Genomic DNA, 26,239 nt, shown 5'->3' on the forward strand with positions numbered 1-26,239 from the left:
TCCGTTTCAGAACACCAGGTGTTCTGCGCGTACAATCATTGACATACCAGAAGTCAGCTGTACACGAACGCCATCTTTGGTGATTTCCACAACGGTGGCGTCCATTGCGTTGTTGCCTGCTTTCACCTTCAGAGCCTGACCGACGCTTAATACAGAGACGTCAGACACCGGGGTAAGGCGTTGCTCTTCACGCGGTGCTTTGGCAGCTGCAGGACGCGGCTTACGCTGTTCACTACCTTCTTTACGGCGAGCCTGCGGCTGAGGACGCGGTTTACGCTCGCGACGTGCCCCTTCTTCCTGCTGGCCTGCCGCGGCAGCGGCTTCGCGCTTCTTAGCCTGCTGGCTGGCGCGCTGCGCCTGAACGCGAGCTTTGGCTTCTTCGAGCTGCTGACGGGCGTGAGCAACGTGTTGCTCTTCCAGTTCGCCGCACGGGTTGCCGTCGAGATCGACGCGAATCGCTCCCGCTTTCACGCCGTACAGATAACGCCAGCTCGAAGTATAAAGACGTAAGGCAGCGCGCAGTTGGGTTTTGCTGAGATTCATCTCTCCGCCAACTCGCTCTACAAGATCCTGAAAAATACCGATTTTCAGGGGGCGCGCTTCGCCTTCAGCGCTGAAACACTGAGGAAAACGTTCGGCCAGAAATGCGATTACTTCTTTACTGCTATTCAACTTAGGTTGATTTTCCATGAAATTTCCTGATTACAACGGACGTAGCCAACAAGCCGCAGGCATGAACAGGCGTCATTATAATGACGTCATCGCTAAATGCTACGTTATCCGTTGATTATCCTGCGACGTGGGCAAAGATTTTTTGATAATCGGTCGCCGCAATCAGCGTTTCAAGGCGCGAGACCAGCTCTGCAAGCCCCTGTTCGTCTTCTGCGGTGAAGCGGGAATACGCCGTGCTATCGATATCCAGTACGCCAATAATCTGATTGTTTACCTGCAACGGAAAGACGATTTCCGAATTGCTGGCGGCGTCACAGGCAATATGGCCGTCAAACGCATGGACATCTTCCACGCGCTGGACGCGGTTCTGCGCCACGGCGGAACCACAAACGCCGCGACCGACCGGAATACGTACACAGGCCAGCTTACCCTGGAACGGCCCCAGCACCAGCGTGTCGCCTTCCAGGAGATAAAACCCGGCCCAGTTGACCTCTTCCAGCCGTTCAAACAACAACGCGCTGGTATTTGAGATCATTGCCAAAAAACTGGTTTCGCCTGCCATAAGCGCCTGAAAATCGCGGTTCAGATCCGCGTAGAATTCTGTTTTGTTCATTTTTTAATCACTTAGTTGTCTTACTATCTCATCTGCAGATGCCTACTAAAATAAGCATTAAATGCCTTCGGGCTCAAGATGAATTCATTCCTGGGTTAATATAGTGGGATACATTCATTCCCGAACGTAATAAATGCTGATAAAAACACCCTCAATCACGCCGACGAAGAAGATTACCGTTCATTCGGTCAGTTCGCCAACGCCGCATGCGCACTATCAGCGCTGTACGCAGTGCGACATGCTGTTCCGCATACCGGTTGTGAAAAGAAATCAATGCGCCTGGTGCCCGCGGTGCAACGCGAAGGTCCGTGACGGCCGCGATTGGTCCCTCTCCCGGCTCGCCAGTATGGCGTTTACGATGATGTTGCTGATGCCGTTCGCCTGGAGCGAGCCGCTGCTGCGTTTGCATCTGCTCGGCGTGCGTATTGACGCCAACGTTTTGCAGGGGATCTGGCAGATGACCAACCAGGGCGATCCCATTACCGCCGCGATGGTGCTCTTCTGCGCGGTGGTTGCGCCCGTTCTGCTGGTAGTTTCCATCGCCTACCTTTGGCTTGGTAACGTGCTGGGGATGAACCTGCGGCCGGTGCTGCTGATGCTCGGCAAACTGAAAGAGTGGGTGATGCTGGACATTTATCTGGTCGGTATCGGCGTTGCCTCCATAAAAGTCCAGGACTATGCCTTCCTGCAGCCCGGCATCGGCTTGATCGCCTTTATCGCACTGACCCTACTCAGCATCCTGACGCTCATCCACATGAACGTGGAAGAGTTGTGGGAGCGTTTTTATCCCGAACGCCCGGCCATGCGCTACGACACCAATCTTCAGGTTTGCACCGGCTGTCACTATACCGGTTATCGCGACTCCCGCGGCCGCTGCCGCCGGTGCCATACCTCGCTGCATCATCGCCGGCCGCAAAGCCTACAGCGTAGCTGGGCGGCCCTGATTGCGTCGCTGGTTTTCCTGCTGCCGGCCAACCTGCTACCGATTTCGATAATCTACGTCAATGGCGCGCGCCAGGAAGATACGATTCTTTCGGGGATCATTTCACTCGCCAACAGCAACATCGCAATCGCCGGCGTAGTGTTCATCGCCAGTATTTTGGTACCATTCACCAAAGTTATAGTGTTATTTACCCTGCTGGTCAGCATACAATTCAAGTGCGAACAGGGGCTACGTACGCGTATCCTGCTGCTGCGGCTGATTACCTGGATCGGCCGCTGGTCGATGTTGGATCTGTTTGTTATCTCATTAACCATGTCGTTGATAAACCGCGATCAGCTCCTGGCTTTTACCATGGGGCCGGCGGCGGTGTATTTCGGCGGCGCGGTAATTTTAACTATCCTTGCAGTTGAATGGCTGGACAGCCGCTTACTTTGGGACGCTCATGAGTCAGGAAACGCCCGCTTCGCCGACTGAAGCCAAAATAAAAACCAAACGCCGTATCTCGCCATTCTGGCTGTTGCCGGTCATCGCGCTGATGATTGCCGGATGGCTCATCTGGACCAGCTTTGAAGGTCGGGGAACGACGATTACCATCGATTTCCAGTCCGCAAACGGGATTGTTCCGGGACGTACCCCTATCCGCTATCAAGGGGTAGAGGTTGGTACGGTACAGGATATCTCTTTGAGTAAGGACCTCAGCAAGATCGAAGTTTCCGCCAGCGTGAAGAGCGATATGAAAGACGCGCTGCGCAAAGACACCCAGTTCTGGCTGGTGACGCCAAAGGCTTCACTGGCCGGCGTTTCCGGGCTGGATGCGCTGGTCGGCGGTAACTATATCGGTATGATGCCAGGTAAAGGCGAACCGGAAGATCACTTCGTCGCCCTGGATACTCAGCCAAAATATCGCATCAACAACGGCGAACTGATGATTCATCTGCAGGCGCCGGATCTCGGTTCGCTGAACAGCGGCTCGCTGGTCTATTTCCGTAAAATTCCGGTTGGCCGGGTGTATGACTACACGCTCAACGCCAACAATCAGGGGGTGACGATTGATGTATTAATCGAGCGTCGCTTCACCAATCTTGTTAAAAAAGGCAGTCGGTTCTGGAACGTCTCCGGGATTAAAGCCGACGTCAGCCTGAGCGGTGCCAAAGTCCAGTTGGAAAACCTCTCCGCGTTAGTTAACGGCGCCATTGCCTTTGACTCGCCTGACGACTCCAAAGCGGCGGCGCAAAACGACGAGTACAACCTGTATGAGGATCTGGCGCACAGCCAGCGCGGGGTGCTGGTGACGCTGGAGCTACCCGACGGTGATGGGTTGAAGGCGGGCTCTACGCCGCTAATGTACCAGGGGCTGGAAGTAGGTCAGTTAACCAAACTCAATCTCAATCCCGGCGGTAAAGTTACCGGTGAGATGACCGTCGACCCGAGCGTGGTCACCCTGCTTCGGGATAAGACGCTGATTCAAATGAAGAAGCCGAAAATCTCGCTGGATAACCCAAGCGTTAGCGCTCTACTCACCGGCAACACCTTCGAGCTGGTCCCTGGTGACGGCGAACCGCGAAATCACTTTATGGTTATGGCAGCCGATAAAGCGCTACTGGAAGAGCCCAACGTCGCCACCGTGACGCTATCGGCGCCGGAAAGCTATGGCATTTCTGCCGGCCAGCCGCTGATGCTACACGGCGTTAAGGTCGGCCAGGTGCTGGAACGCAAGCTCACCGCAGAGGGGGTCACTTTCCAGGTCGCCATTTCGCCGGAGTATCGCAATCTGGTACGCGGCGATAGCAAATTTGTCGTCAACAGCCGCCTTGATGTGAAAGTTGGGCTGGATGGCGTGCAGGTACTTGGCGCCAGCGCCAGCGAATGGGTTGATGGCGGGATCCGCATCATCCCCGGTGAAAAAGGGGAAATGCACAACAGCTATCCGCTGTATGCCAACCTGGAAAAAGCGCAGGAAAATAGCCTCAGTGAAATCCCGACCACCACGCTGAGTCTTTCCGCGGAAACGCTGCCCGATGTGCAGGCAGGCTCGGTAGTGTTGTATCGCAAATTCGCCGTCGGCGAGATCATCTCGGTGAAACCGCGCAGCAACGCTTTCGATATCGATCTGCATATCAAACCGGAATATCGCCATTTGTTGACCAATAACAGCGTTTTCTGGGCGGAAGGCGGCGCGAAGGTAAAACTCGACGGTAATGGGCTAACCGTGCAGGCGTCGCCGCTGGCTCGCGCGCTGAAAGGCGCCATCAGCTTTGATAACCTCAACGGCAGCAGCGCCAACGCGCGCTTGAACAATAAGCGTATCTTGTACGCCTCCGAAACCGCCGCCCGCGCGGTGGGCGGCCAGATTACGCTGCACGCTTTCGATGCGGGTAAAATGGCGGCGGGTATGCCGATTCGCTATCTCGGTATCGACATCGGCCAGATCCAGTCGCTGGAGTTGATTACGGCAAAAAATGAAGTTCAGGCGAAAGCGGTGCTTTATCCGGAATATGTCGGCACCTTTGCCCGTGCCGGTACCCGCTTCTCGGTGATTACGCCGCAGATCTCTGCCGCCGGCGTTGAACATCTGGACACGATCTTCCAGTCGTATATCAATGTTGAACCTGGCCGTGGTTCGCCGCGCCGCGACTTCGAGATTCAGGACACCACCATCACCGATTCGCGCTACATCGACGGCCTGAGCATTATCGTCGAAGTGCCGGAAGCCGGTTCGCTCGATATTGGTACGCCGGTGCTGTTCCGCGGCCTGGAAGTGGGTACCGTGACCGGGCTGACGCTGGGCTCGATGTCCGACCGCGTTATGGTTAAGCTGCGTATCAGTAAGCGTTATCAGTACTTAGTGCGCAATAACTCGGTGTTCTGGCTGGCTTCCGGCTATAGCCTCGACTTCGGTCTGATTGGCGGAGTGGTGAAAACAGGTACCTTCAACCAGTTTATCCGCGGCGGTATCGCCTTTGCCACCCCGCCGGGAACGCCGCTGGCGCCGAAAGCGCAGGATGGCAAACACTTCTTGCTGCTGGAAAGCGAGCCAAAAGAGTGGCGCGATTGGGGAACGGCGCTGCCTAATTAATTCTCTCCAATGCCTGAACGCCCCGGTGTCCCGCTCCGGGGCGTTTATGGTAAACTGCGCCCCCTTTTTGCTTGTGGTGCGCTGCTCGTGGCTCAAAACGCTGTCTTTCTCCCGGAACTCTTCCTCGCTCAAATGCGTGCGGCAATGCCAACGCATCTTTCGTTCGATGACTTCATCGCCGCCTGCCAGCGCCCGCTGCGCCGCAGTATTCGCGTCAATACGTTGAAGATTACGGTCGCTGATTTTCTGCAACTGGTCGCCCCTTACGGCTGGCAGTTAACGCCGGTCCCGTGGTGCGCAGAGGGTTTCTGGATCGAGCGTGATGATGACGATGTACTCCCGCTGGGCAGCACCGCCGAGCATCTGAGCGGGCTATTTTATATTCAGGAAGCGAGCTCGATGCTGCCGGTAGCGGCGCTGTTCGCCGATGGCGAAATGCCGGAGCGAGTGATGGATGTCGCCGCCGCGCCAGGTTCCAAAACGACGCAAATCGCCGCCCGGATGGGCAACCGCGGCGGGATCCTGGCAAACGAATTCTCCGCCAGCCGGGTGAAAGTGCTGCACGCCAATATCAGCCGCTGCGGCATTAATAACGTTGCCCTCACCCACTTCGATGGGCGCGTCTTCGGCGCCGCTCTGCCTGAGTGCTTCGACGCGATTTTGCTCGATGCCCCCTGCTCGGGCGAAGGAGTAGTGCGTAAAGATCCCGACGCGCTAAAAAACTGGTCGCCGGAAAGTAATCAGGAGATTGCCGGCACGCAAAGAGAACTCATTGACAGCGCATTTCACGCTCTGCGTCCTGGCGGTACCCTCGTCTACTCCACCTGTACGCTGAACCGTGAAGAAAACGAGGAAGTGGTTAACTGGCTGCTGCAAACCTACCCGCAGGCGGTTGAAGTCATGACCCTGGATTCACTCTTCCCGCAGGCTCACGAAGCGCTCACCGACGAAGGTTTCCTGCACGTGTTCCCGCAGATTTTTGATTGTGAGGGTTTTTTCGTTGCCCGCCTGCGTAAAACCACCTCTATCGATCCCCTACCTGCGCCAGGTTATAAAGTGGGCAAGTTCCCTTTCGCACCGATGAAAGGACGTGAGGCAGCGGCTGTCACCGCAGCCGCCAACGCCGTTGGCCTGCAATGGGCAGAGCATCTTCGTTTATGGCAACGCGATAAAGAAATCTGGCTGTTCCCGCAAGAACTGGAAGCGTTAATCGGCAGGGTTCGTTTTTCGCGCATCGGAATTCGCCTCGCTGAAACGCATAACAAAGGCTACCGCTGGCAGCATGAAGCAGCGATCGCGCTTGCTGCGCCAGAGGAGCCGTTTGAGCTCACCTTAGCGGAAGCGGAAGAGTGGTATCGTGGGCGCGATGTCTATCCCGAGGCGCCGCCGCGGCAGGATGAAGTGATTGTCACTTTCCAGGGCGCGCCATTAGGACTCGCCAAGCGCGTGGGATCGCGGTTGAAAAACAGTTACCCTCGCGAACTGGTGCGCGACGGCAAACTTTTCGCCGGAAAGTCGTGACCGCGCGCCAAAAAGCGCACTTTTTGACTGGCGATATACTCCCCGTTGTCTACGCTGAAAAATGACGGCCTAACTGGTCGTACCACAACTCAGCAGACAAACGGGGTGAATGATGAGTAAAACTAACGTACGAATCGGCGCGTTTGAAATCGACGACGCCGAGCTGCATGGCGAGTCACAGGGTGAGCGAACGTTAAGCATTCCTTGCAAATCCGATCCTGACTTATGCATGCAATTAGACGCCTGGGATGCCGAAACCAGCGTTCCCGCCATTCTCAATGGCGAACATTCTGTGCTTTACCGTAAACATTACGATCGCCAATCCGATGCCTGGGTCATGCGCCTTGCCTGACTCAAATGAACCCGTCGCCTGAGACGGGTTATTTATATCCCTCCCCCGCTGCGCTAACTTCCCCTACACTTACCTTATGTTCATTCGCTAATGAGGGCGGGATGTTTGCCTTAGTATTATTCATTTGCTATCTGGACGGCGGGTGCGAAGACATCGTAGTGGATGTCTATGATAGCGAACGACAATGCCTCGTCGCTATGGACGACCAACGAATTCGCCAGGGAGGCTGTTTCCCGGTAGAAGATTTTATCGACGGCTTCTGGCGTCCGGCGACGGAATATAGCGACTTTTAAACAGCCGACTGCAGCCGCACCAGCGTTAGCTCTCCGCCAAACACCGCGCCGGTATCAATGTAGTGTTGGTTATCGCTATCGTAACGGCGTTTAAGCGGCGTATGGCCAAACCAAAAGTGATCCGCCCCGGCTATCTCTCCGTGCCGTCCCGCCAGATGATCGGTTAAACGCTGGCGGCCCCAGAGCACCTGATGCTCGTCCACGGGCAACTGCCAACGATAAACGCTGGCGGGATAGTCGGCATGGGCAATCACGTGGGTGGTATCCTGGCAGCGGAGTTCAATGATTAACGGCACATCCCGGCAGCGGTTAAACAGCAAATCAGCCAACCGTTTCTGTTCCTGTGAGGCGGTTGGATACCAGCCGCCGCCGTTCATCGTCCACAGCGCCATTTCCCCGCTCGCCAGCGCATCCAGCGCCATTTGCTCATGGTTGCCGCGCACCGCTCTGAACCACCGGCAATGCAGCAAGCCCAGACATTTCACGCTTTGCGGCCCACGGTCAATCAGATCGCCAACAGAGATCAGAAGATCCTGCCAGGGATCAAATTTACGCTGCCGCAGCTGGGACATTAATAAATCAAAACAACCATGTAGATCGCCCACCAGCCAGATATTACGCCAGGCGCTACCTTCTACGCGCTGATACATATTTCCACCCCCTCAGTTAATTATACAAAATATGACTGAAGGCGTGGTTAGAAATACATACGTCAATCAACGTTAAACAAGGCGTAAATATAGTCTGGCGAAGCATTAAGCTTGTCCCGCGAGATCCGTAAAATAAAAATAAAATAATGACGAGGTATGACATCGTGACGGACAATAGCCTGCATTCATCATGCACACTTCAGCAACGCTCAAATTTGATTGCCGATCTCGTAATGGGGCGTATCACGCCTGCGCCAATCTGGCAAAAACGCAATTATCGGCTCAAATTCTTGCTGCGTACGGCACTGTTCTATCAGCCGACCCGCGAGATGCTGGACACCCTTTCTGCGCGTGGTGATTTCCGCCAACTGCTGGCGGCGCAGGCTACGCTGCCAGGTAAAGTACATCGCCAGTATTTAGTGCGCGACCTTAACGCCCGTCAGCGTTCCCAGGCTATCATTAGCCACTATCAGTACGTCGACTCGCTGGGCGAGAACCGATTGGCAACGGCCATGATATCGCCGTCAGAACGACCGTTACTGACCCTGTCCGCTAAAGATGATGCGGCCTTCACGCTCTTTGCCTCGTCAGCCGGCAAAGCCGAACGAGAAGGTGAAACGACTCTTTGGCTTCGCGATAGCCAGCAGCAACTGTTGGCCAGCGCCACGTTTAGCGTAGTCCGCCATCAAGGGCAGTGGCAACTGGTCATCGGCGGCCTGCAGGGGCCGCGTCGGCATGTTTCCCATGACGTCATTAAACACGCAACCCGCGCCTGCTACGGTCTGTTTCCCAAACGCCTGCTGTTGGAGTTCATCTGGCTGCTGGCCGCCCGAAGCAATATTCAGGCTATTTACGGCGTCAGCGATAATGGTCATGTGTTTCGCGCGCTGCGCTATCGTTTAAGTAAAGGCCGGCACTTCCACGCCAGCTACGATGAGTTCTGGCAATCAATTGAAGGCGTGCGTGACGATAGTTATCGCTGGCGCCTACCGCTGAAGCTGGAAAGAAAATCGCTGGAGAGTATCGCCAGTAAAAAGCGCGCCGAATATCGCCGCCGTTTCCAGTTCATGGATGAGATGGCCGTACAGGTGGCTAATCTGCTAAGTGTAAAATAAATATTCACGTCTTATTACGAAAAAGATTCGCCGTTTTTAATAACGGCGTTTTCATTTGTACACTCTTTGGTTAATATCGTGGCCTGTTGATAATCGGTTTAAGTTGGCCATTGACCCATGAGTAAAACTGAGATTTTCCTGCTGCTGGTTATCCTGCTTATTTTAGTTAGCGCGCTGTGGTTTATTTTCAGTGACGAGATATGGGTATTGGTCAGCTATCTGGAAACCTTACTCTATCCTACGTTAATCGCCCCGGAATAACTTCATTGCCCTTCCAGAGAACCGCATTAATTGTATAGCATTCCATCATTGCCTTATTTAATTTATCATACAAATAGGTATACTACTGACTTCCGATGTAGACCCATCTTTCACCTGCACTATGGGTCTGGTTGTGTGCAGGTGTCTTCTTTCTGTTGTGTTTTTACACACCCACTGCCTTTTAACAGCAACACGCTAGCAATACCGTGAATTGCAACCTGTAGATTGGCTGCGTACTCAACGGTCCCCATGCGATAGAGCTACGATGTAACACACTTTTAGCAACCTTTTACCCCATGCTCCACCGGGGTAGAGGAGCTGATATGATCTGGCCGCCATATCGGGATAACTGACATCTGATGATCGGTGGCTGCAAGTTAACCTGACGTTTAGGTTGGCATATAAATATGAGCGTTATAGCTAATTTAATCTCTAAATCCGTCAATAAATCATTCACACCTCAAATACCAACAAACAACCCATACAGGGACAATATATAAAGAGCTAAAACACCGCATCGATTTATATTAAATATTTTCTGAAAAAGTAACAAAAAAAATGAACATCTAAAACAAAAAAACCATAACCAATTGATAATAATGAAAAATAAAAACAGAGTGCAATAATTGCTAATACTTGTAGATCACCACCCCCTCTTATTTATGCTGAGAGCCCGCATTGTAAGTGGTAACATCTGCGGAAATCCCCCCCCCTCAGGTTGTTGATTAAATGAACAGCAAGCAAGAAATATTATCAATACATTATCTTCGCGGCATAGCAGCATTATTAGTCGTACTACTTCACATTTCCTGGTATATGGGTGATGAATGGGGGCATTTATTCGATGCCGGAAGGATTGGTGTGGATATATTTTTTATAATTAGTGGGTTTATTATTGCCTATGCTACAAGACATGGCAATGAAAATACGGTTTTATTCCTGGGGAAAAGACTTGTTCGAATTTACCCTTGTCTTTTTATTGTTTGGGTATTCTATTGCGTTACCGTTTTTCGCGACACTAACCTATCGACCATGATTAAATCATTACTTCTGTTTCATAAAAATTACTCCGCCCCCGCTCCTGCGTATGACTTTAACCTGATGGGGACTCCATGGACGTTAACCTATGAAATTTATTTTTATATTGTATTTTCAGTAGCTATGAAAGTATCGCACAAATACAGATCCGTGCTATGCTCCCTGTTCTTAATAGCATTAACAGTCATATCTCAGATCACATATAATGGCGCTTTTGAGTTCAACCGATATGTGTCTGCAAATATATTAGTACAACATTGGTATCAGGTTCCACTCAAAATTATTAGTACCACAATCACATGGGAATTCATTGCTGGGATGGCTCTTTTCGAACTGAGAGGATGGCTTGTAAAATATAGAAGCAAACTCGTTGAACAAGCCTTAATTATATTGTCAATAATATATTTGACGATGTTATATGTCAATGGTGGTCATGGCTTAATATTCAAGGCTGGTATTTTTTACGGGGCATTTTTAATATTCTTCACAGCATTATACTTTGAAGCCGGGAATGCAATGTTCAAAAATAAGTTCCTGTATTTCCTGGGCAATATTTCATATTCGATGTATCTGATTCATTATGCAATTAACCAGTACATCAGAATTCATACCAACTGGATTTGGAGTGATATCCCAGGGGTTATAAAAGTCGCGGCTATACTCAGCCTGACTTTCGTCTTCTCTTATTTATCATATCGACTCATAGAATTACCCGCGATGAAAGTGTTTAAATACTATATAAAAAGACATTCTGTTAAAGCGCATGAGACAAAGTTGGCCGTATAAAAACGGGGTTGTCCCTCTCTTTGATCCTTCACACATCAAAGTTGCGCCATTTCACTAAAGCCGCATTTTGGGTATCGGAGTTGCCGTAACGGCAGGACGGCAATTTTTATGTAAAAATAATGTTAAGCTGGTTTTGGTTGTGATATAAGGTAGAAAGTTCAGCATTCGGCCGTTTGAGCACTCTCAGCGGGATGAGTGTAACTCGCTGAATAACAGATAAAAAGAGACCGAACACGATTCCTGTATTCGGTCCAGGGAAATGGCTCTTGGGAGAGAGCCGTGCGCTAAAAGTTGGCATTAATGCAGGCTAAGTCGCCTTGCCTTATAAGAATAGATGACTGTGACAGGTTTTCCAGTCCGCGACAAAAGTGGTTGAAAAATTGCTGACAAATAACAAAAAACCGCCGCGTTCTCTTACCAAACGCCGGCGGTTTTTTTACCTTTAAAACAAAGTGATATAGGTCATTATCAACAAAGCTTTTGCGCTCGTTCGATAAATGGCGCCAGGCTCATTTTTTGCCCCGGATGCTGCGGATCGTCAGCCTGAATGATGGAAATCGGCTGTGCGGTAGTCTTACCGGCCTTCACTTCCTGCTCGGCGACATCATTCAGCGGATACTGCACCAGGGTGCTCGGGTTGATGGCGTACAGCGCATTACCCGGGCGGCAGGTTAACATGACTTCTTCACGGGTGAACGCCCAGTTGTCCTTACCCACTTCAAAACGGCTCACGGTAATCACCTGTGGCGCCGCCAACGCGGCGCCTGAGCTTGCCAGTAACAACATTGTCAGAACGATTTTTTTCATCATTTAGCCAGTTAATTCAATTAGGTTGCCAGGTCGCGAACAGGCTGACGGCTAGTACTGCCAGCGCGGCAAGCGCCATTTCCAACTGTGTAGTGCGTAAAATAGTTCGTTCCGCCCACGAGCCGTTACCTGACATTCGCGGTACCAGAACATACCTGTTCACCAGCGCAATTGCTACCATCCCGGCGACCAGCGCACATTTGAACAACAACATCACTCCCCACGGTGAATCGCCAATCAGCCGCCCCTGTATCAACAGCGTATTGCCAATCCCGCTGGCAATCGCGCCAGCCACGGCCAAATGCCCGTAACGTGAAAAGCGCATCATGGCGGTTATGGCTACCTGACGCCAGCGCCCGCGCGCCAGCCGCAGGCAGTAGACAAATGGCAGCAGCCCACCGGCCCAGGCAGCGACGCAAAACAGATGTAGCGCGTGATTAGTACGCTGTAATGCGCCAGTCCAACCATCATGCATCGCCGCATGCCCCACGCCTGCCATTAACAACAACTGCGCGCAAAATAGCAGCAACAACAGACGCGCCGGGCGACGCGGTTTGATCCACGCAACAGTCAGCGCAATCCACGCCAGTACCATCTGCCACAGCCAGACGCCGCCAAACTGCGTCCCGATAACAGCGCGCCAGATTGCAGGTTGCCAGACATCGTTCCAGCCATCCCCCATCAACCCGCCCTGCGCCATCAGCATCAAAGTGGCTGAAATAGCGCTAATCATTAGCAGGTAGCGCAGCAGTGGATAAAAACGCTGCATCAACAGGCGACGCAGCGAGACTGGCGCCCACCATGCGCCGTACAGCGCGCAACCGAAGGCCGTCATCAATGAGATGAAGTGGACAAACCGCAGGCCGACATATATTCCCGACAGCATGGTTTATTTCACGCTGAAGTGGTATTGCCCTTTGGTCTTATGGCCGTCAACGGAGACCACATGCCACTCTACGGTGTACTCGCCCGCCGCCAGCGGTTCATTCAGCGGCAGCGTTAATTGCGCTTTATTACCGTCGCTGCGGGCCAATTTGCCGGTAGCTACTGGTTTATTCTGCGGGCCGCTGAGGGTCACGCCGCTGAAAGTGGTTTCCACCCCTTCGCTGAAGGTTAAGGTGAGCGCCTGCGGCGACGTTGAGACCGTCGAATCGGCCGCCGGGATTTGTTGCTGGAGATGGGCATGGGCAAAAGCGCTGGCGGTGGTCAACATAGCGCTGAGAAATACGGCGGCGTATAGCGCGCGTCCGGCGATGTTTCGCATTAACGTCATTCCTTTTTGTTATGTATGTTGGACAGAGAATAACCCTGTATAATAGCAGAGTCGAGCTAAGCATCCGGGACTTGCCTTTCAGCGTCACGCTTAGTAACTTTTGCTCCGTAATGAAGGAGGTACTGATGGCAAATAATCTGGCAAAAATTTCGCAAGATGAAATGGACAAGGTCAACGTTGACCTCGCAGCGGCCGGCGTCGCTTTTAAAGAACGCTACAATATGCCCGTCGTTGCCGATCTCGTCGAACGAGAGCAACCCGCTCACCTGCGCGACTGGTTTCGTGAACGACTGATCGCGCACCGTCTGGCATCCGTGTCACTTTCCCGCCTGCCGTATGAACCGAAAGCGAAATGATTGCTCATTCCTTGAGGATACCCCCATTGGCAACCGCCGCGCATTCTATTACGCTGGGGTTTTTGGCGAGGAGTAAGCCATGCTGCGCGTAATCGATACCGAAACCTGCGGTTTGCAGGGCGGCATTGTTGAAATTGCCTCCGTCGATATCATCGACGGCCAGATAACCAATCCCATGAGTCATCTGGTGCGCCCTGACCGCCCAATCAGCCCGCAGGCAATGGCAATCCATCACATTACTGAAGAGATGGTGGCCGATAAGCCCTGGATTGAAGAAATCGTGCCGCACTACCAGGGTAGCCCATGGTATGTCGCCCATAACGCCAGTTTCGATCGCCGGGTATTACCGGAAATGAACGGCGAGTGGATTTGTACTATGAAGCTGGCGCGCCGCCTGTGGCCGGGGATTAAGTACAGCAATATGGGGTTGTATAAGTCGCGCAAGCTGAGCGTAGCTACCCCGCCGGGTTTGCATCACCACCGCGCGCTGTACGACAGCTATATCACCGCCGCCTTACTGCTGGATATCATGCAGGTCTCCGGCTGGTCGCCGGATGAAATGGCCAACATTACCGGCCGCCCGGCGCTGCTGACTACCTTTACCTTCGGCAAATATCGCGGCAAAGCGGTGTCGGAAGTGGCGGAAAACGATCCAGGCTATTTACGTTGGCTGTTCAATAACCTGGACCGGATGAGCCCGGAACTGCGTCTGACCCTTAAACACTATCTCGGCGAGTAACGCTACACTTCCACCTTGCCGGGCAAAGTCCCCTGCGCGAGGGCGATTAAAAAGGCGTATTCCAATGCCACGCCCTCGTAGCTTTTAAACCGTCCCGACTTGCCGCCATGCCCGGAATCCATATCGGTACATAGCAGCAGCAGATTGTCGTCGGTTTTCAGCTCGCGTAGCTTCGCCACCCACTTCGCGGGCTCCCAATATTGCACCTGCGAATCATGCAGCCCGGTGGTCACTAGCATATGCGGATAAGCCTGGGCAGATACGCCATCATAGGGGCTATAGCTCTTCATATAGTGATAATAGGTTTCGTCCTGCGGGTTTCCCCACTCCTCAAACTCACCGGTAGTGAGCGGAATAGATTCGTCGAGCATGGTGGTCAGTACGTCAACAAACGGCACCTGCGCCACTACGCCATGGAACAACTCCGGTCGTTGGTTAATCGCCACGCCCATCAGCATGCCGCCGGCGCTGCCGCCCATGCCATAACATAATTTAGGGTCGCCATATCCCTGCGCCAGCAGCGCATCGCAGACGTCCAGATAATCGTTAAAGGTATTCTTTTTGTTGAGGAATTTGCCGTCTTCATACCACTGCTGGCCAAGTTCGCCGCCGCCGCGAATATGGGCTATTGCAAAGACAAAACCGCGATCCAGCAGGCTCAGACGGCTGGCGCTAAAATCGGCGTCCATGCTGGCGCCGTAAGAGCCATAGCCGTACACCAGTAGCGGGTTGGCCCCTTTACGAAAGTGTTCGCGGTGATAGACCAGCGATACCGGCACCTCCACGCCGTCACGCGCTGTCACCCACAGATGTTCGCTGCGATAACAGGCAGCGTCAAAGCCCTGCACTTCCTGTTGTTTGATAACCCGCCGCTCGCCGGTATCCATATCCAGCTCAAACAGCGTATCCGGAGTAGTCATCGATGAATAACCATAGCGTAGCCGCGAGGTCTCCGGTTCCGGATTATAGGCAAGCCAGGTGACGTAGGCGGGATCGTCAAAGGCGATACCTACCACTTCTCGCGTTTTACGGTTGATTTGCCGCAGGCTGGTCAAGCCACGCTGACGCTCCTCAACCACCAGCCAGTCGGTGAATAGAGTAAAGCCTTCGAGCATCACGTCAGGACGCGCTGGGATCAGCGTCTGCCACTGGTCTTCATCGCGGAGCACGGTGCGGTAAAGCCCGAAGTTTTTGCCCTCGCGATTAGAACGCAGATAAAACGCGTGCTGATAATGGTCGAGGCTATATTCATGATCCTTACGTCGTGGCAAAAAACACACCGGTGTCGCATCGGGAAGCTCCGGGTTAAGTAATAACACTTCGCTGGTGGTGGCGCTGGCAAGATAAATCACCACAAACTGCTGGGAGGTAGTCTTATGCACGCTGACGTAAAACGTGTCGTCTTTCTCTTCGTAGACCAGGACATCGTTATCTGCGGTGGTGCCAATGGCATGCCGCCAGACCTGATAAGGCAGCAGCGTCGTCGGATGTTTGCGCACATACCACAAGAAGCGCGAGTCGTTGCTCCAGGCGAATCCTGGCGTGACGTTTTCCAGGATTTCAGCCGACCATTCGCCGCTGTTCAGATCCTTAAAACGTAAGCCATACTGACGCCGTGAAAGGTAATCTTCCGCCACCGCCATCAGCTGGTTGTTCGGCGCGACGCCTAATCCGCCGAGAGTGTAGAATTCGCTTTTCGCCGCCCGCTGGTTGGCGTCGAGCAAAATCTCCCATTCATCCCACTCTTCTTTGAGCACTGACTGACGTTGGTAAATCGCGTATTCACAGCCGGGTTCATAGACCTGACGATAGCGGTAGCCATTTTTGCTATAAGGTGCGGAGACCTCCCGCTGCGGAATGCGATCGATGATTTCTTTCAGCACCCGCTCCTGCAGGCTGCTTTGCGAGTCCATCACCTTTTTACCGTAGTCATTTTCCTGATGGAGATAATCCAGCACTTCCGGGCGCGCGCGTTCGTCATCGCGCAGCCAGTAGTAATTATCGATGCGAGTGTCGCCATGTAGCGTCATGGCGTGGGGGATCCGTTTGGCTTTCGGTAGCATGCGTTATTCTTCTGCGTCTTATTATGGAATCACAAAATCACTCAGGGCATCGTGCGCCCTGAACGATGTCGTGTCTATAAGGGTGGCAAAAGTGGCCAGCGATGCAAGCGGAACGCTCTCTTTTAAGAATCAAGCGCCTGCTTTTGCGCCTGAACATCGCGTTCTATCTCTTCGCGGACATCTTCAGGCAGTTTGAGCGCGTCACCGAGCGCATCCAGGTAGCTGCGCTCCATAAAATGGTCGATATCAATTACCGCACAGCTGAGGTAGTAAATTTCCAGCGCTTCTTGCCCATCGCGCACGCTTTGCGCCAGCCGCTGCGGGTCGAGCGGCTGGGTTAAAACCCTGTCGATCAACACCCGGCCCTGCACGTCGATGTTCGCCGCTCGCAACTGCTCTTCTATATGCTGACGTTCACGCTCGTCAATATGACCGTCGCTTTTGGCGGCAAAGACTAGCGCGGTAATCAGCCGCTCGCTGCGCGCATCAAGCACAACCGGTTCCTGGGCAGGCGCTGTTGATGTCTGTGTCACGATATCCGCCTGCTGGCCGCGCATTTTTTGCTGATACTTATTCCACAGCACGCTGCCTGCCACCGCGCCGCCGCCAACCAGCAGCGCGCCGGTGCCAAATTTCGCCAGCAGCTTGCGCGATGACTTGCTGGCGACCAATAAGCCCGCAAGACCGCCCAATGCGCCGGGCAGCAGGTTTTTAGCGGATGACGACTTTTCAGCGGAGACGGGGTTACCCTGCTGGCCCAGCAGGGACTGAAGTTGATTAAGCCAGTTAGCCATAACATTCCTCATAGCGCGAGATGCGATGCCATCAGCCTAAACGACGAGACGTCAGGAAATGTTATGGCTGGCTAAAGATGCGAAAATTTCCGTTGCGCCCGGTTATCAGGCAGCTTTCACTTTCCGCGGTTTTTTTGCGGCGCCTTCTTCGGCGGAAGAGGACTCAGCCTCGGCAATTGCCGACTCCGGCATTTCTGCCGCCGCCTCAGCATGATCTTCTGCTTCCGGCAATTTCCCTGACTTCAGAATGTGGTGTAAGGCGTCTTTGCGCTCGGCCAGCCACATCGACATATTGTCACGCTGAGCTTCATCTAATTCCAGCGGGCACGCGACCAGCCAGTCATTGAGCACCTCTGCCAAATCGAGCATTTTGTCGTAAGCATCGGCCTCTTTTTTGCTGGCAAAAGACATTTTTTCCTCACCTTCACGGATCACGACGTATTTGATTTCAACCGCCATTGTGCAGCCTCTTTATACTGTATTTATATACAGTATATCAAATTTCGCCGCCGTTCTCAACTTACGCGTATAAAGACAGACGCAAACGTTTTCGTTTATAATGCGCGGCATGTTCTGTTTACGCTGAGAGTAGGTTATGACTTTATTAGGTACCGCGCTGCGCCCCGCGGCCACGAAGGTAATGTTGTTAGGTTCCGGCGAGCTCGGAAAAGAAGTCGCCATTGAATGCCAGCGGTTAGGTATTGAAACCATCGCCGTCGACCGCTATCCCGATGCGCCGGCGATGCAGGTGGCCCATCGTTCTCACGTCATCAACATGCTGCACGGCGACGCGCTGCGTGAACTGATCGCCTTAGAAAAACCGGATTATATCGTGCCGGAGATCGAAGCCATTGCTACCGACACTCTGGTTGAACTGGAACAAGCCGGGCAAACAGTGGTGCCGACGGCGAGAGCCGCGAAACTCACCATGAATCGTGAAGGCATTCGCCGGCTGGCGGCCGAAGAGCTGCAAATTCCCACCTCTGCCTATCGTTTTGCCGACAGTGAAGAGGGGTTCCGCGCTGCCGTCGACGAAATTGGTTTGCCTTGTATCGTTAAGCCGGTGATGAGCTCCTCCGGTAAAGGCCAGAGCTTTATCCGCTCGGCTGACCAGCTCAGCGCCGCCTGGCAATACGCTCAACAGGGCGGGCGCGCAGGCGCCGGACGCGTCATCGTCGAAGGAGTGGTAAATTTTGATTTTGAAATTACGCTGCTCACCGTCAGCGCCGTCGACGGCGTCCACTTTTGCGCCCCGGTAGGCCATCGTCAGGAAGATGGCGACTACCGTGAATCCTGGCAGCCCCAACAGATGAGCGATCTCGCGCTGCAACGCGCGCAGGAGATCGCCCGCAAAGTGGTGCTGGCGCTGGGTGGATATGGGCTCTTCGGCGTTGAATTGTTCGTTTGCGGCGATGAGGTGATCTTCAGCGAAGTCTCCCCTCGCCCACACGATACCGGTATGGTCACTCTGATCTCGCAGGATCTGTCGGAATTCGCCCTGCACGTTCGCGCCTTCCTTGGCCTGCCGATCGGCGCCATCCGCCAGTATGGCCCGGCGGCATCGGCGGTGATTTTGCCGCAGCTAACCAGTGAGAACGTGACCTTTAGCAATTTGCAGGCCGCCGTCGGCGCGGGTCTGCAGTTGCGTCTGTTCGGTAAACCGGAAATCGCCGGCGCGCGTCGCCTGGGCGTTACGCTGGCGGTTGCTGATAACGTCGATGAAGCCATCAGCCGCGCCAAAACCGCCGCCGCCGCGGTTGTCGTGAAGGGATAAAAAAAGCCCGGTCGCTCACGCGCGCCGGGCTTCAGTCATTTAAGGCGCAGAAATTATTTCGCGCCTTCTACCGCTTCGCGGGCCAGTTTGGTGATGCGATCGTAGTCGCCATTTTCCAGCGCGTCGGCCGGAACCAGCCAGGAGCCGCCGATGCACAGCACGCTGTTAAGCGCCAGATAGTCGCGGTAATTCGCCGGAGAGATGCCGCCGGTCGGGCAAAAACGAATGTGGCCGAATGGACCCGCAATCGCCTGCAGCGCTTTCACACCGCCGTTCGCTTCCGCCGGGAAGAATTTGAACTCTTTCAGGCCATACTGCATGCCCAGCATCAGCTCGGATACGGTGCTAATACCCGGGATCAACGGGATCGTGCCTTCGCCGGTCGCCGCTTTCAGCAGGGATTCGGTCAGGCCCGGGCTAATAGCGAACTGCGCGCCTGCTTCAGTAACGGCTTTCAGTTGCTCAACGTTGGTCACGGTGCCGGCGCCGACAATCGCCTCCGGCACTTCTTTGGCGATAGCGCGGATAGCTTCCAGCGCGCACTCGGTGCGCAGCGTGACTTCCAGAACGCGTACACCGCCTGCAACCAGCGCTTTCGCCATCGGCACCGCGTGTTCCAGCTTTTTCACCACGATAACCGGTACGACCGGGCCGTTAGTCAGGATTGCTTCTGCAGTTGTTTTCCAGTTTTTCATCAGAGTTTTCTCTCGCCAGATCTACAAATCGAATCGTCTTAAAAAGTAATGCAGGTTGCGCCCTGCTCGGCTCCGGAGAGCTTCTCGCGCAGCGCGCCGAACATCTCGCGGCCGGTACCGACCCGCGAGCTGCTCAGGTCAGGAATATGCGGCTGGCGGGCGGCCAGTTCGGCTTCATCGACCAGCAGGGTCAACTCGCCGGTCTGCCCGTTAACGCGAATGATGTCGCCATCGCGCACTTTCGCCAGCAGCCCGCCATCGTAGGCTTCAGGAGTTACATGGATGGCTGACGGTACCTTGCCTGATGCGCCGGAAAGTCGGCCATCGGTGACCAGCGCAATTTTGAAACGGCGGTCCAATAATACACCAAGTGGCGGCATAAGTTTATGTAATTCTGGCATGCCGTTCGCTTTCGGCCCCTGATGGCGTACGACGACTACGCAATCTTTATCCAGCAGCCCCGCTTCAAACGCGGGTAGCACGTCGTGCTGGCTCTCAAAGACGACCGCTGGCGCTTCGATAATCTGGTTCTCAACCGGCACTGCGGAGGTTTTCATTACCGCACGACCGAGGTTACCGCTCAGCACTTTGGTACCGCCATGGCGGGAGAACGGTTTCTCGAAGGTAGCGATGACCTGATCGTCAAGCGGCGCGGTCGCCCCTTCACGCCAGTCCAGTTCGCCGTTATTCAGCCATGGTTCCATGGTGTAACGCGACAGCCCGAAGCCGGCAACCGTGTTGACATCTTCGTGCAGCAATCCGCCTTTCAGCAGCTCGCGAACCAGTACCGGCACGCCGCCTGCCGCCTGGAAGTGGTTAATGTCCGCCGGACCGTTTGGATACAGACGCGCCAACAGCGGCACCACATCGGAAAGATCGGAGAAATCATCCCAGTTAATGATAATGCCCGCCGCGCGCGCCATTGCCACCAGATGCATCGTGTGGTTGGTGGAACCGCCGGTCGCCAGCAGCGCAACGATACCGTTGACCACCACTTTTTCGTCAATCATTTTGCCCAGCGGCATCCACTCATTGCCGTTACCGGTCATGCGCGTCACCTGACGCGCGGCGGCGCTGGTCAGCGCTTCGCGCAGCGGAGCGTCCGGATGAACAAACGAGGAACCAGGCAACTGCATGCCCATAAACTCAACCACCATTTGGTTGGTGTTGGCGGTACCGTAGAAGGTACAGGTGCCCGGCGCATGATAAGAGGCGGCTTCGGATTCAAGCAGCGCCATACGGTCAACCTTACCTTCGGCGTACAGCTGACGAATGCGCACTTTTTCTTTATTCGGCAGGCCGCTGGCCATCGGGCCAGACGGAATAAATACCGACGGCAGATGGCCGAAGGAGAGCGCCGCCATGGTCAGTCCCGGAACAATTTTATCGCATACGCCAAGATACAACGCGCCGTCGAACATATTGTGCGACAGACCGATGGCGGCAGACATGGCAATCACTTCGCGGCTCAACAGCGACAGTTCCATACCATCCTGGCCCTGCGTCACGCCGTCACACATTGCCGGCACGCCGCCGGCCACTTGCCCTACCGCATTGGCGGAGTGCAAGGCTTTGCGAATGATATCCGGATAATGTTCATAAGGCTGGTGGGCGGACAACATATCGTTATAGGAGGTGATAATGGCGATGTTGTTGCGCAACATGCTCTTCAGAGACGCTTTATCTTCTGACTGACAGGCGGCAAAACCGTGCGCCAGGTTGCCGCAGGCCAACTGTGAACGATGGACTGTATCGCTTTTGGCTTGATTAATCCGTGCGAGGTAGGCTGAGCGGGTTTCGCGCGACCGTTCGATAATGCGATTTGTTACCCGTAACATTGTCGAATTCATAGAGGCTCCTCAAAATTTATCTGTCCGGCCACCGCGCGATGACGTCGAAGAATGGTGTAAATGGCACCACCACTGGGGCTCAGGGGCAAAATGTCTACGGGCAGTGTAATAAAAAAAGCCCCGGGGGTGAATCCTCCCGGGGCTTAAAAGATTAAAAATTATGCGCCAGACTGCGCCAGATCATGTTACCGGTAAAATAACTCTCCCGGATTAACGATACACTTACTCGAATTCGTTCCAGGAACGGCCATCGCGGGTGATCATCGCCACCGACGCCACCGGTCCCCAGGTCCCTGCCTGGTAAGGCTTCGGCGCGTCGCCGTCGGCCGCCCATGCGCCGGTAATGGAGTCAACCCACTTCCACGCTTCTTCTACTTCATCGCGACGCACGAACAGAGCCTGGATACCGCGCATGGTTTCCAACAGCAGGCGTTCGTAGGCATCCGCCAGGTGAGTTTGATTGAAGGTTTCGGAGTAGCTCAGATCCAGCTTGGTGATCTGCAGATTATGCTTGTGATCGAGGCCTGGAACTTTGTTAAGCACCTGAATATCCACACCTTCATCTGGCTGCAGACGAATGGTCAATTTGTTCTGCGGCAGCTCCTGCCAGGTCTCTTTGAACAGGTTCAGTTCCGGAGTTTTGAAGTAAACTACCACTTCGGAGCATTTCGTCGGCAGGCGTTTACCGGTACGCAGGTAGAACGGAACCCCAGCCCAGCGCCAGTTATCGATATCCACGCGGATGGCCACAAAGGTCTCCGTATTACTGGATTTGTTAGCGCCCTCTTCTTCCAGATAGCCCGGTACTTTTTTGCCTTGCGCAAACCCGGCGGTGTACTGACCGCGGACGGTTTTCTCACGCACGTTCGAGCGATCGATACGGCGCAGCGATTTCAGCACTTTCACTTTTTCATCGCGGATGCTGTCGGCAGTCAGATCGGACGGCGGCGACATGGCGATCATGCACAGGATCTGCAGCAGGTGGTTCTGGATCATGTCGCGCATCTGCCCGGCTTGATCGAAATAACCCCAGCGGCCTTCAATACCCACTTCCTCCGCCACGGTGATTTCAACGTGGTCAATGGTGCGGCAGTCCCAGTTATTGACGAACAAGGAGTTAGCAAAGCGCAGCGCCAACAGGTTCAGTACCGTCTCTTTGCCCAGGTAATGGTCGATACGGTAAACCTGGCACTCTTCGAAATACTCACCCACCTGGTCATTAATTTCACGCGAGGTTTCCAGCGAGGTTCCGAGCGGTTTTTCCATCACCACCCGCGCGGGTTTGGCATTCAGCTTCGCTTCGCCCAGACCTTTGCAGATAGCGCCGAATGTGCTGGGCGGCATCGCGAAGTAGTTAATGGTGACGCGGTTTTCCTGATCCAGCATTTCGCCCAGACGCGTAAAACCGCTGGTATCGTTGACATCAAGGTTACAGAAGTCCAGACGACCGCTCAGGGTATCCCATAGACCTTCGTCGATTTTCTCTTTCATGAAGGTTTCTAACGCTTCACGTACGACTTTAGTGTAAGCGTCTTTATCCCAATCGGCGCGACCTACGCCGATGATGCGGGTTTCAGGGTTAATCTGGCCAGCCTTTTCAAGCTGATACAGGGAAGGCAACAGTTTACGGCGCGCGAGGTCACCTTTCGCGCCGAAAATGACCAGATCGCATGCCTGGGCCGTTTGCGTTACCGCCATGTCATTCTCCTCAGTTGATAGTCTGGTGCTTATGCCAGGCTAAATTTGTAATTTTCTTACGCTGCACTGTACTGTGTTTACGAATTTCCTGAAACCCTTGGCGGTGCTTTCCCGACGTTACCGCACATAGAGGAAAAGCGTTCGCCGACAAATTGGGCATCAGGCTAAGAATGTTCGTTGTTTCGTCTGGTTTTCAGTTAGTAAAATACGACTCTGATCATGTAATGAAAAAAAACGACATTTTTTCTCGTCATTCCTCACCGCTTCTGATTGCGGAGGGGTATATTCTTGCTAAAACGCCTGATGATTTCACCCATTAATGAAATCGTTTCCATTGATGAGCGCCTGTAAACAATGAACATGCTGGAAAAAATCCAGTCCCGACTGGAAAACCTTAGCAAATCTGAACGCAAAGTGGCGGAAGTCATTCTTGCCACCCCGGCGCAGGCCATTCACTCAAGCATTGCGGCCTTGGCGCTGGAAGCCGGCGTCAGCGAGCCGACCGTAAACCGATTTTGTCGCAGCCTGGAAACCCGGGGCTTCCCCGATTTTAAACTGCATCTGGCACAAAGTCTGGCACACGGTACCCTCTATGTTAACCGTAATGTCGATGAAGACGACAGCGTCGAATCCTATACGGCGAAAATTTTCGAATCAGCAATGGCCAGCCTCGATCAGGTGCATCACGCGCTGGATATGTCGGCGGTCAACCGGGCAGTGGATCTGCTTACCCAGGCGAAGAAAATTTCCTTCTTCGGCCTGGGGTCTTCAGCCGCCGTCGCGCATGACGCGATGAATAAATTTTTCCGTTTTAACGTCCCGGTCATCTACTCCGACGATATTGTCCTGCAGCGCATGAGCTGTATGAATTGTAACGATGATGACGTGGTGGTCATCATTTCACACACCGGGCGCACCAAAAGCCTGGTTGAACTGGCGCAACTGGCGCGTGAAAACGATGCCATGGTCATTGCCATTACTTCAGCCGGCACCCCGCTGGCGCGGGAGTCGACGCTGGCCATTACTCTGGACGTCCCGGAAGACACCGATATTTATATGCCAATGGTGTCGCGTCTGGCCCAGCTCACGGTAATTGATGTGCTGGCGACCGGCTTCACCCTGCGCCGCGGAGCAAAATTCAGAGATAACTTGAAGAGGGTCAAGGAAGCGCTGAAGGAATCGCGCTTTGATAAAGAACTACTCATGAGTAGTGATAAACAATAATAGTTATTATAAGTCAGAGACCAATTATGTCTCGGCAGCGTAGCAGTTCCGCCCGTTAGCGGATTTGGCGCTACCGAATCCATGTTCACGCAACACCAAAGTTGTTTTAGTCAACGGAGTATTACATGTCCAGAAGGCTTCGCAGAACCAAAATCGTAACGACCTTAGGTCCGGCAACTGACCGCGATAACAACCTCGAAAAGGTTATCGCCGCGGGCGCTAACGTCGTACGCATGAACTTCTCTCACGGTACCCCGGAAGATCACCAGCTCCGCGCAGACAAAGTCCGTGAAATTGCAGCAAAACTGGGCCGTCACGTAGCGATTCTCGGCGACCTGCAGGGGCCGAAAATCCGTGTCTCTACCTTCAAAGAAGGCAAAATTTTCCTTAACATTGGCGACAAATTCCTGCTCGACGCCAACCTGGGTAAAGGTGAAGGCGATAAAGAAAAAGTCGGCATCGACTATAAAGGCCTGCCGGCGGACGTCGTGCCAGGCGATATCCTGCTGCTCGACGATGGTCGCGTGCAGCTGAAGGTCCTGGAAGTACAGGGGATGAAAGTTTTCACCGAAGTTACCGTTGGTGGCCCGCTATCTAACAATAAAGGTATCAACAAACTCGGCGGCGGGCTGTCTGCAGAAGCATTAACCGATAAAGACAAAGCCGACATCGTTACCGCCGCAAAAATTGGCGTTGATTACCTGGCGGTCTCCTTCCCGCGCTGCGGCGAAGACCTGAACTACGCTCGCCGTCTGGCCCGTGACGCTGGCTGCGATGCGAAAATCGTCGCCAAAGTCGAACGTGCGGAAGCGGTCTGCGATCAGGATGCCATGGACGACGTTATTCTCGCCTCCGACGTGGTGATGGTGGCTCGCGGCGATCTCGGTGTGGAAATCGGCGATCCGGAACTGGTGGGTATCCAGAAGGCGCTGATTCGCCGCGCTCGCCAGCTTAACCGCTCGGTCATCACCGCCACGCAGATGATGGAATCGATGATCACCAATCCAATGCCGACCCGTGCGGAAGTCATGGACGTGGCGAACGCCGTGCTGGACGGTACCGATGCCGTAATGCTGTCCGCAGAAACCGCTGCCGGCCAGTATCCGTCAGAAACCGTCGCCGCGATGGCGCGCGTGTGCCTGGGCGCAGAGAAGATCCCAAGTCTCAACGTTTCCAAACACCGTCTTGACGTCCAGTTCGACAATGTCGAAGAAGCGATTGCCATGTCGGCGATGTATGCGGCCAACCACCTGAAAGGCATTACCGCGATTATCACCATGACCGAGTCCGGCCGCACCGCGCTGATGACTTCGCGTATCAGTTCCGGCCTGCCGATTTTCGCCCTCTCCCGTCACGAGCGCACCCTGAACCTGACGGCGCTCTATCGTGGCGTGACGCCGGTGCATTTCGATAGCCATAACGACGGCGTTGCCGCCGCGCACGATGCGGTTAACCTGCTGCGTGATAAAGGCTATCTGGTCTCCGGCGACCTGGTGGTCGTCACCCAGGGCGACGTGATGAGCACCATTGGCAGCACCAACACCACCCGTATTCTGACCGTCGAGTAATCGCCTTCAGTGATGGGAAAGCCTCCTTACGGAGGCTTTTTTATGCTTGTTATTCTGGTAAATGCAGGCGCCATAGCC

At 53.9% G+C, this 26,239-nt stretch carries 23 protein-coding genes and 2 pseudogenes; 13 read left to right on the forward strand and 12 right to left on the reverse strand.

What is annotated here, in order from left to right; translation table 11 throughout:
• Positions 1-6 precede the first annotated feature (6 nt).
• Both proQ and PGQ95_RS12030 read right to left on the reverse strand, forming a co-directional pair.
• A complete protein-coding gene (gene proQ, locus PGQ95_RS12025; protein WP_015366026.1) occupies positions 7-690 on the reverse strand; it encodes an RNA chaperone ProQ in 684 nt (227 codons plus the stop codon).
• Between the two features lie 81 nt (positions 691-771).
• Positions 772-1,285 (reverse strand): annotated as a pseudogene (locus tag PGQ95_RS12030) (GAF domain-containing protein).
• Between the two features lie 133 nt (positions 1,286-1,418).
• Between PGQ95_RS12030 and yebS the strand changes: the two are divergent.
• The 5 genes from yebS (at position 1,419) to PGQ95_RS12055 (ending at position 7,470) form a co-directional block, all read left to right on the forward strand.
• The gene (yebS, locus tag PGQ95_RS12035; RefSeq protein WP_015705937.1) at positions 1,419-2,702 is read left to right on the forward strand and encodes a membrane integrity lipid transport subunit YebS; all 1,284 of its coding nucleotides are present in this window, start codon (positions 1,419-1,421) and stop codon (positions 2,700-2,702) included.
• Positions 2,671-5,304, forward strand: coding sequence for a PqiB family protein (locus PGQ95_RS12040; protein ID WP_213794545.1), 2,634 nt, complete (start codon positions 2,671-2,673; stop codon positions 5,302-5,304). Before yebS ends, PGQ95_RS12040 begins: the two co-directional genes overlap by 32 nt.
• A gap of 87 nt (positions 5,305-5,391) precedes the next feature.
• A complete protein-coding gene (gene rsmF / locus PGQ95_RS12045) occupies positions 5,392-6,825 on the forward strand; it encodes a 16S rRNA (cytosine(1407)-C(5))-methyltransferase RsmF (RefSeq protein WP_213794544.1) in 1,434 nt (477 codons plus the stop codon).
• Positions 6,826-6,937: 112 nt separating this feature from the next.
• Entirely contained in the window at positions 6,938-7,177 is a 240-nt protein-coding gene (locus PGQ95_RS12050; protein ID WP_015705939.1) for a YebV family protein, read from the forward strand.
• Between the two features lie 101 nt (positions 7,178-7,278).
• Positions 7,279-7,470 carry a YebW family protein gene (locus PGQ95_RS12055; RefSeq protein WP_045376105.1) on the forward strand — a complete coding sequence of 64 codons (192 nt, stop codon included), beginning with the start codon at positions 7,279-7,281 and terminating at the stop codon, positions 7,468-7,470.
• Here PGQ95_RS12055 and pphA read toward each other — a convergent pair.
• On the reverse strand, positions 7,467-8,120 hold the full coding sequence (gene pphA, locus PGQ95_RS12060) for a protein-serine/threonine phosphatase (RefSeq protein ID WP_113373578.1): 654 nt from the start codon (positions 8,118-8,120) through the stop codon (positions 7,467-7,469). The genes PGQ95_RS12055 and pphA overlap by 4 nt on opposite strands.
• Positions 8,121-8,266: 146 nt before the next feature.
• Between pphA and PGQ95_RS12065 the strand changes: the two genes are divergently transcribed.
• The 3 genes from PGQ95_RS12065 to PGQ95_RS12075 all read left to right on the forward strand — a co-directional run bounded on the left by PGQ95_RS12065 (position 8,267) and on the right by PGQ95_RS12075 (position 11,320).
• Complete coding sequence (locus tag PGQ95_RS12065) at positions 8,267-9,235, forward strand: VirK/YbjX family protein (protein WP_162750163.1); 969 nt, start codon at positions 8,267-8,269, stop codon at positions 9,233-9,235.
• Positions 9,236-9,352: 117 nt separating this feature from the next.
• Entirely contained in the window at positions 9,353-9,496 is a 144-nt protein-coding gene (locus PGQ95_RS12070; protein WP_113373576.1) for an Ecr family regulatory small membrane protein, read from the forward strand.
• Positions 9,497-10,225: 729 nt separating this feature from the next.
• Positions 10,226-11,320 carry an acyltransferase family protein gene (locus tag PGQ95_RS12075; protein WP_430918222.1) on the forward strand — a complete coding sequence of 365 codons (1,095 nt, stop codon included), beginning with the start codon at positions 10,226-10,228 and terminating at the stop codon, positions 11,318-11,320.
• A gap of 468 nt (positions 11,321-11,788) precedes the next feature.
• Here the strand turns inward: PGQ95_RS12075 and PGQ95_RS12080 are convergent, their stop codons facing one another.
• From PGQ95_RS12080 to yobA, 3 genes are read right to left on the reverse strand one after another with little or no spacing between them, the layout of a single operon-like run.
• Positions 11,789-12,130, reverse strand: coding sequence for a YebY family protein (locus PGQ95_RS12080; RefSeq protein ID WP_087860549.1), 342 nt, complete (start codon positions 12,128-12,130; stop codon positions 11,789-11,791).
• Positions 12,131-12,143: 13 nt separating this feature from the next.
• Complete coding sequence (gene copD / locus PGQ95_RS12085; RefSeq protein ID WP_213316876.1) at positions 12,144-13,013, reverse strand: copper homeostasis membrane protein CopD; 870 nt, start codon at positions 13,011-13,013, stop codon at positions 12,144-12,146.
• Between the two features lie 3 nt (positions 13,014-13,016).
• A complete protein-coding gene (yobA, locus tag PGQ95_RS12090; protein ID WP_087860547.1) occupies positions 13,017-13,391 on the reverse strand; it encodes a CopC domain-containing protein YobA in 375 nt (124 codons plus the stop codon).
• Between the two features lie 134 nt (positions 13,392-13,525).
• Here yobA and PGQ95_RS12095 point away from each other — a divergent pair, with 134 nt between their 5' ends.
• The gene (locus PGQ95_RS12095; RefSeq protein WP_015366007.1) at positions 13,526-13,756 is read left to right on the forward strand and encodes a DNA polymerase III subunit theta; all 231 of its coding nucleotides are present in this window, start codon (positions 13,526-13,528) and stop codon (positions 13,754-13,756) included.
• A 79-nt stretch (positions 13,757-13,835) separates the two neighbouring features.
• On the forward strand, positions 13,836-14,495 hold the full coding sequence (gene exoX, locus PGQ95_RS12100) for an exodeoxyribonuclease X (RefSeq protein ID WP_430918224.1): 660 nt from the start codon (positions 13,836-13,838) through the stop codon (positions 14,493-14,495).
• A 2-nt stretch (positions 14,496-14,497) separates the two neighbouring features.
• Here the strand turns inward: exoX and ptrB are convergent, their stop codons facing one another.
• The 3 genes from ptrB to PGQ95_RS12115 all read right to left on the reverse strand — a co-directional run bounded on the left by ptrB (position 14,498) and on the right by PGQ95_RS12115 (position 17,811).
• Complete coding sequence (gene ptrB / locus PGQ95_RS12105) at positions 14,498-16,558, reverse strand: oligopeptidase B (RefSeq protein WP_430918226.1); 2,061 nt, start codon at positions 16,556-16,558, stop codon at positions 14,498-14,500.
• A 122-nt stretch (positions 16,559-16,680) separates the two neighbouring features.
• Positions 16,681-17,352, reverse strand: a complete 672-nt coding sequence (locus tag PGQ95_RS12110; protein ID WP_430918229.1) for a tellurite resistance TerB family protein — start codon at positions 17,350-17,352, stop codon at positions 16,681-16,683.
• Between the two features lie 105 nt (positions 17,353-17,457).
• Positions 17,458-17,811 (reverse strand): YebG family protein, encoded by a 354-nt coding sequence (locus PGQ95_RS12115; RefSeq protein ID WP_087860543.1) that lies wholly within the window; start codon positions 17,809-17,811, stop codon positions 17,458-17,460.
• Positions 17,812-17,947: 136 nt separating this feature from the next.
• Between PGQ95_RS12115 and purT the strand changes: the two genes are divergently transcribed.
• Complete coding sequence (purT, locus tag PGQ95_RS12120; RefSeq protein WP_430918232.1) at positions 17,948-19,126, forward strand: formate-dependent phosphoribosylglycinamide formyltransferase; 1,179 nt, start codon at positions 17,948-17,950, stop codon at positions 19,124-19,126.
• Between the two features lie 53 nt (positions 19,127-19,179).
• Here the strand turns inward: purT and PGQ95_RS12125 are convergent, their stop codons facing one another.
• From PGQ95_RS12125 to zwf, 3 genes are all read right to left on the reverse strand, one after another.
• Positions 19,180-19,821, reverse strand: a complete 642-nt coding sequence (locus PGQ95_RS12125) for a bifunctional 4-hydroxy-2-oxoglutarate aldolase/2-dehydro-3-deoxy-phosphogluconate aldolase (RefSeq protein WP_015366001.1) — start codon at positions 19,819-19,821, stop codon at positions 19,180-19,182.
• Positions 19,822-19,859: 38 nt separating this feature from the next.
• Positions 19,860-21,671, reverse strand: a complete 1,812-nt coding sequence (gene edd / locus PGQ95_RS12130; protein ID WP_087860541.1) for a phosphogluconate dehydratase — start codon at positions 21,669-21,671, stop codon at positions 19,860-19,862.
• Between the two features lie 222 nt (positions 21,672-21,893).
• The gene (gene zwf, locus PGQ95_RS12135) at positions 21,894-23,369 is read right to left on the reverse strand and encodes a glucose-6-phosphate dehydrogenase (protein ID WP_045390321.1); all 1,476 of its coding nucleotides are present in this window, start codon (positions 23,367-23,369) and stop codon (positions 21,894-21,896) included.
• A gap of 319 nt (positions 23,370-23,688) precedes the next feature.
• On the opposite strand from zwf, the pseudogene PGQ95_RS12140 reads away from it, so the two are divergent.
• Positions 23,689-24,593: pseudogene (locus tag PGQ95_RS12140) on the forward strand (MurR/RpiR family transcriptional regulator).
• Between the two features lie 125 nt (positions 24,594-24,718).
• The gene (gene pyk, locus PGQ95_RS12145) at positions 24,719-26,161 is read left to right on the forward strand and encodes a pyruvate kinase (protein WP_015365996.1); all 1,443 of its coding nucleotides are present in this window, start codon (positions 24,719-24,721) and stop codon (positions 26,159-26,161) included.
• Positions 26,162-26,239 lie beyond the last annotated feature (78 nt).

The sequence above is a fragment of the Klebsiella sp. 141240 genome, from assembly GCF_050600805.1.
Lineage (GTDB): Bacteria > Pseudomonadota > Gammaproteobacteria > Enterobacterales > Enterobacteriaceae > Klebsiella > Klebsiella aerogenes.

Coding starts and splice junctions, on each gene's coding strand:
- proQ (WP_015366026.1), bottom strand. CDS start 690: ATGGAAAATCAACCTAAGTTGAATAGCAGTAAAGAAGTAATCGCATTT.
- yebS (WP_015705937.1), top strand. CDS start 1,419: ATGCTGATAAAAACACCCTCAATCACGCCGACGAAGAAGATTACCGTT.
- PGQ95_RS12040 (WP_213794545.1), top strand. CDS start 2,671: ATGAGTCAGGAAACGCCCGCTTCGCCGACTGAAGCCAAAATAAAAACC.
- PGQ95_RS12050 (WP_015705939.1), top strand. CDS start 6,938: ATGAGTAAAACTAACGTACGAATCGGCGCGTTTGAAATCGACGACGCC.
- PGQ95_RS12055 (WP_045376105.1), top strand. CDS start 7,279: ATGTTTGCCTTAGTATTATTCATTTGCTATCTGGACGGCGGGTGCGAA.
- pphA (WP_113373578.1), bottom strand. CDS start 8,120: ATGTATCAGCGCGTAGAAGGTAGCGCCTGGCGTAATATCTGGCTGGTG.
- PGQ95_RS12065 (WP_162750163.1), top strand. CDS start 8,267: ATGACGAGGTATGACATCGTGACGGACAATAGCCTGCATTCATCATGC.
- PGQ95_RS12070 (WP_113373576.1), top strand. CDS start 9,353: ATGAGTAAAACTGAGATTTTCCTGCTGCTGGTTATCCTGCTTATTTTA.
- PGQ95_RS12075 (WP_430918222.1), top strand. CDS start 10,226: ATGAACAGCAAGCAAGAAATATTATCAATACATTATCTTCGCGGCATA.
- PGQ95_RS12080 (WP_087860549.1), bottom strand. CDS start 12,130: ATGATGAAAAAAATCGTTCTGACAATGTTGTTACTGGCAAGCTCAGGC.
- copD (WP_213316876.1), bottom strand. CDS start 13,013: ATGCTGTCGGGAATATATGTCGGCCTGCGGTTTGTCCACTTCATCTCA.
- yobA (WP_087860547.1), bottom strand. CDS start 13,391: ATGCGAAACATCGCCGGACGCGCGCTATACGCCGCCGTATTTCTCAGC.
- PGQ95_RS12095 (WP_015366007.1), top strand. CDS start 13,526: ATGGCAAATAATCTGGCAAAAATTTCGCAAGATGAAATGGACAAGGTC.
- exoX (WP_430918224.1), top strand. CDS start 13,836: ATGCTGCGCGTAATCGATACCGAAACCTGCGGTTTGCAGGGCGGCATT.
- ptrB (WP_430918226.1), bottom strand. CDS start 16,558: ATGCTACCGAAAGCCAAACGGATCCCCCACGCCATGACGCTACATGGC.
- PGQ95_RS12110 (WP_430918229.1), bottom strand. CDS start 17,352: ATGGCTAACTGGCTTAATCAACTTCAGTCCCTGCTGGGCCAGCAGGGT.
- PGQ95_RS12115 (WP_087860543.1), bottom strand. CDS start 17,811: ATGGCGGTTGAAATCAAATACGTCGTGATCCGTGAAGGTGAGGAAAAA.
- purT (WP_430918232.1), top strand. CDS start 17,948: ATGACTTTATTAGGTACCGCGCTGCGCCCCGCGGCCACGAAGGTAATG.
- PGQ95_RS12125 (WP_015366001.1), bottom strand. CDS start 19,821: ATGAAAAACTGGAAAACAACTGCAGAAGCAATCCTGACTAACGGCCCG.
- edd (WP_087860541.1), bottom strand. CDS start 21,671: ATGAATTCGACAATGTTACGGGTAACAAATCGCATTATCGAACGGTCG.
- zwf (WP_045390321.1), bottom strand. CDS start 23,369: ATGGCGGTAACGCAAACGGCCCAGGCATGCGATCTGGTCATTTTCGGC.
- pyk (WP_015365996.1), top strand. CDS start 24,719: ATGTCCAGAAGGCTTCGCAGAACCAAAATCGTAACGACCTTAGGTCCG.